We start from the raw sequence: 4,764 nt of genomic DNA on the forward strand, positions 1-4,764 counted from the left end.
TTAATGGCGAAGAATATGAGTCTTTGCCTCGCTTTTTCTTTCTTTAATATCTCGCCATGAACTGAATTAGCAGTGGGTTTTTATTCTTAAATACAGGATAATTAATAATCATTTTTATTAAGGATAGTGATATGCCCGCAACTTCCAAGACGTTAATTTTGACCGCTGCTGGTGTTGTAGTGCTCGGGGCTGGGGGATATATAGGCGCCCAAGCGGTGGTGGGTAATGAGGTGGAAAAAGCGCTAGCCCAAACCTTTGCGCAGTTGGATGATTCTGTTTCCTGGTACGCAAGCGACATAATGATTGATAAATCGTTGTTCAATACAACGGCGACGGCAATGATCGGTATGGAAGGTGTTGAAAACGCCAATGCCCAGGTAAATCTGCTGGTGGATCACAGCATTATCAATAGCCCGATTACCGGTACGATTCATCCCAACGAGCAGTTTCTACGCGGGGATATCGACGTTGATCTGGTCGCTACTCGCAGCGCCGTCACGGGGCAGTTGACGGCCGGTTCGTTAAGCGGCGTTGAGTTTGACGGCACTCTGCACGACCTAGTAGTGGATCTTGATCTTGAAGATGAAGACGTTTGGAAGGTAGACGGCCAGGCACGTGAAATTGTTGTCAATGACGAGAACGACTCGTTTCGGATTGTCTCGCCACGCTTTGAAAATAGCTCACAGGAAGCGTCTAGCCTGATACATCAACGCCTGGAAATACCCAAAATTGAGTTTTTGGCGGAGGGCGTCAATGTTTATATAGATGGCATTGAGCTTGAGGCCGAGTCTGAATCCGTAGGTGATAGCCAAATCGTCAATTCAGGCGGCCGTTTTAAGATAGCCGATATCGGCGCCGACGGCACCTCAATGGGCAGCCTGTCACTTGATATCGATGCCAAGAACTGGGATATGTCAGCATTTCAGGCGCTTCAGGAAGCCTATGCACCGTTGGAAGCCATGCGTGCAGAGTATGAAGAGACCGGTGTACGCGGCGATGAGCAGGAGGAGCGTGAACTACTGATCCAGTCTATCGAGCGAGGCTATGATGTCCTGATTGCGAGTCCCTCAATGGCGTTCCAGCCGCTGGAAGCGCACGTCACGCTGCCCATGCTGGGTATCGATTTCAATCCCCGCATTACGGCGGATATCCGCTTTGATGGTGAAGAACTTTCCAAGGAGGCGCTATACAGCGCTTTATGGGATAACCGTTTGCCGTTACCCGAGAAGCTTCAGGCATCGCAAGATAGGATGAGCACACCGGAGGCGCAAGAGTACCTCCAAAACCGCTTGAGCCTGGATATTGGCGTAACGACACCTCCCCAGATGGTACTTTCACTCATTCCCATGCCTTATGCTCTGTTAATTGATCCGGACTTTGAAGAGCAGACGCTGACCTGGCAAGGCGGTGTCCTGACGGTTAATGGTGAAGAAGTAATGTAAGCAAGGCTTGTATCATAAGCACTACGCCATATGGAGTGGCGTAGTGTTAAATCAAAGGTATTAAGATCACTGCACTAAACAAATTTGTACCGTATTGAAACTTTCGGTCAATGGAAAACATCCTTATCAGGTGATAACGCAGTGGTTGAATCCCGCTACCATGCAAGTACATGTGTTTAAAAGCCAGAATATCTGGTTTGATCCCTCGCCTTATATCAATACGGATACGATTGCTGTCTTTATCGAGCAGAATGATCCCCAGAAATATCACATGGATATAGAGTTTTTGCCTAAACTCGCCAAGTAAAGCCGTCAGGGCGTGATGCGTAATAGTTTTTTATTAACCACAGGAAGGATCAATTATGGTTTTAACTATCATTGTCGTAGTGATAATAGCGGTTATCGCGTTCTACCTTATCGGTGTGTACAACCGACTTGTCTCACTGCGAAACCGTTTTCAAAACGCCTTTGCTCAAATTGAAGTGCAGCTAAAGCGCCGACACGACTTGATACCTAACCTGGTCGAAACCGCCAAAGGGTATCTCAGCCACGAGCGCGAAACGCTTCAGTCGGTGATTGAAGCGCGCAATTCAGCAGCGGCGGGGCTCAAAGCGGCGGCTGCCAACCCAGGGAGCGCCAAAGCGATGGCCGAATTGGGCGGGGCAGAAGGTGCGCTAAGCCAAGCGATGGGGCGGCTTAATGTGGTGATGGAAGCTTACCCGGACCTCAAGGCCTCTGAAAACATGCAGCAGCTCTCTGAAGAGCTTACCAGTACTGAAAACAAGGTCGCTTTTGCCCGCCAGGCGTTCAACGACGCTGTCATGCAATACAACACTTACCGCCAGAGCTTCCCTCCGGTGGCTGTAGCTGGCCTGTTGGGGCATGGCGAGGACGCTTCCTTCCTGGAATTCGAGGACAGCGCCCAGATTCAGTCAGCGCCTAAAATATCGTTTTGAAGCGTTCTTGAACCCACAAGGATAGGTGTGCATGGATTTCTTTACGGCTCAGGACAACGCCCGGCGTAAAACCGGGCAGCTGGTTGTTTTATTGATAGCGGCGGTAATCGCCCTGATAGCGGTCACCACTGTCGTGATCGCAATCGTCGTGCATTTCATGAGAGATGACCGAGGCAGCGTGACAGCGAATAACCTGTTGGCTGCGCTATCCCCAGAACTGGTAGCCGTGGTTGCGCTTGGCGTGGTGGCGTTAGTGGGGCTCGGCGGGCTTTTCAAGCGCTCTCAGTTGCGTCGCGGCGGCGGTAAAGTAGTGGCCGAGGCGCTGGGCGGACGAGAAATCAGCCCCAGCACCGAAAACGCTAACGAGCGCCGTATTCTCAACGTGGTGGAAGAAATGGCAATTGCCTCGGGCACGCCGGTTCCACCGGTTTATCTGCTTCAGGAAGCGGGTATTAACGCTTTCGCCGCCGGGTATGATACCAGCGATGCCGTGATCGGGATCACCCAGGGGGCGATTAATCACCTCAACCGCGAGGAACTACAAGGCGTGGTTGCCCATGAATTTAGCCACATTCTGCATGGCGATATGCGCTTGAACATGCGTTTGATCAGCGTACTTCACGGTGTGCTTCTGATCGGACTGTTAGGCTATATTCTGCTGCGCAGTACGACGTCGCGTGGTCGAGCTGTGCGGCGTAACAATTCAAATAGCAAAGGCGCTGTCGCCGTACTTGCCTTGGGTGTTGCCCTGGCCGTCATTGGTTATGCGGGCACGTTTTTTGGCAACTGGATCAAGGCGGCCGTGAGCCGCCAGCGAGAATACCTGGCCGACGCCTCCGCTGTTCAATATACGCGTAACCCCAATGGCATCGGCCAAGCGTTAATCAAGATTGGCTCCCTTACGCAGGGGGCCAGAATAGAAGCCTCCCAAGCGAGCGAATATAGCCACCTGTTTTTCGGCCAGGGCATGAAGCTTGGCTTCACTCGCTTATTGGCGACCCACCCGCCGATACGCCAGCGCATCAAACGCGTTATGCCAAGCTGGAACGGTGAATTTAACGCGCCGCTCAGTGCGCCTTTTGACGGTGACGTGGAAAAAGCGGGAGGTGAGTCAACGGTTGGCTTTGCAGACACCCCCTCCGCCCACGCTTACTCCAGCGCAGCAACCATGAACGGCACCTCGGCCCGCATGGCGATTGCCTCAATGGGGCAACCCGGCCCACGCCATTTGGCCCAGGCACGTACCATGCTCAATGCATTGCCTACGCGGCTCGTCGATGCCGCCCACGATCCTTACGCAGTACGCGCATTAATGTACGCACTGCTGCTGAGCCAGAATATCGAGGTGCGTAAGCAGCAACTGGCATCACTTCAGCAGACAGCCTTGCCGGATGTGTATCGTGAAGTCATGAATCATGCTGGCGACGTGTTAATGCTTAGAGACCAGCTTCGCCTGCCGTTGATGGAATTGGCGTTGCCAGCGTTAAAAAACCTGTCAGTGGATCAGGCCACGCATTTTCGATACTGCATGGTAGAACTGATCAATGCGGATAGTCAGGTCAGCCTGTTTGAGTGGACGCTGTATCACTGGCTGGTTCATCACCTGGGCCTGGGCAAGAAAGGTAGTGGCTCTGCTGTTCGTAAGCTGAGCGATTTACAGCAAGAGTGCCAGCGGCTGCTCAACGTGCTGGCCTGGGCAGGGCAGAGTGACCCCGAAAAGGTAAGCGCTGCGCTAGATGCCGCTGAAAAAGAACTGCCGTTTGCACTAAACGTAAAAAGAGAGGCCCCTAATATCAAAACGCTGGGCCCCGTAGTCAGCCGCTTGCGTCGTTTACGACCGCAACAGAAGCCTGCTGTTCTGCAGGCCATGGCCCGCTGTATTGAGCATAGCGGGCAAATAAAGCCCGCAGAGGCCGAGCTGTTTCGCGTCATCGCCGATATGCTGGAATGCCCCATGCCGCCGCTGTTGATAGAGAGTGATTGAGCGTCGCCATTCTCAAGGCGGAGAGTATCCATAGTATGAATGAGGCAGAGTCCTTGAACCGAGCGACTAACGAGAAGATAGTGCTCTGCTCATACAGTACTGATTGGCCAACTCTGTTTGAAGAGGAACGGGCTCGGCTGCTGCCTCTTTTCAACTTCCATGGAATATAACGCCTCTCTGATCGATAGGCGTTGGGCGGCGAAATATAGGTTGGATAGAGAAGCGTATACAGCAGCAAAAAGGGACTTTATTTGCGAAACACTGAATGGTGGCCTCTAACCAGTGCAGCGTCATTGGTTTAATCAAAATTAAATTTCTGGAAAGTTATTGTCAGTTAAATTGATATAGTGATAAGTGGGTTCGTTATTTAAAGTGTTTGCTC

The 4,764-nt window shown here is 51.9% G+C and carries 3 protein-coding genes; all 3 read left to right on the top strand.

All coding sequences use genetic code 11. The annotated features are described in order from the left end of the window. The first annotated feature begins 131 nt into the window (after positions 1 to 131). Positions 132 to 1,442: a DUF945 family protein gene (locus ACT3TC_RS16925; protein WP_444641122.1), complete on the top strand. Its 1,311-nt coding sequence runs from the start codon at positions 132 to 134 to the stop codon at positions 1,440 to 1,442. A 362-nt stretch (positions 1,443 to 1,804) separates the two neighbouring features. Further along, positions 1,805 to 2,398 carry a LemA family protein gene (locus ACT3TC_RS16930; protein ID WP_444641124.1) on the top strand — a complete coding sequence of 198 codons (594 nt, stop codon included), beginning with the start codon at positions 1,805 to 1,807 and terminating at the stop codon, positions 2,396 to 2,398. A 31-nt stretch (positions 2,399 to 2,429) separates the two neighbouring features. Then, positions 2,430 to 4,382, top strand: a complete 1,953-nt coding sequence (locus ACT3TC_RS16935; protein WP_444641125.1) for a M48 family metallopeptidase — start codon at positions 2,430 to 2,432, stop codon at positions 4,380 to 4,382. Positions 4,383 to 4,764: the final 382 nt, after the last annotated feature.

The organism is Halomonas sp. AOP27-A1-41 (genome assembly GCF_052378605.1).
GTDB lineage: Bacteria > Pseudomonadota > Gammaproteobacteria > Pseudomonadales > Halomonadaceae > Vreelandella > Vreelandella citrativorans.

What these genes read in the sequence shown, in the direction of transcription:
- ACT3TC_RS16925 (WP_444641122.1), top strand. Translation starts at nt 132, where the DNA reads ATGCCCGCAACTTCCAAGACGTTAATTTTGACCGCTGCTGGTGTTGTA.
- ACT3TC_RS16930 (WP_444641124.1), top strand. Translation starts at nt 1,805, where the DNA reads ATGGTTTTAACTATCATTGTCGTAGTGATAATAGCGGTTATCGCGTTC.
- ACT3TC_RS16935 (WP_444641125.1), top strand. Translation starts at nt 2,430, where the DNA reads ATGGATTTCTTTACGGCTCAGGACAACGCCCGGCGTAAAACCGGGCAG.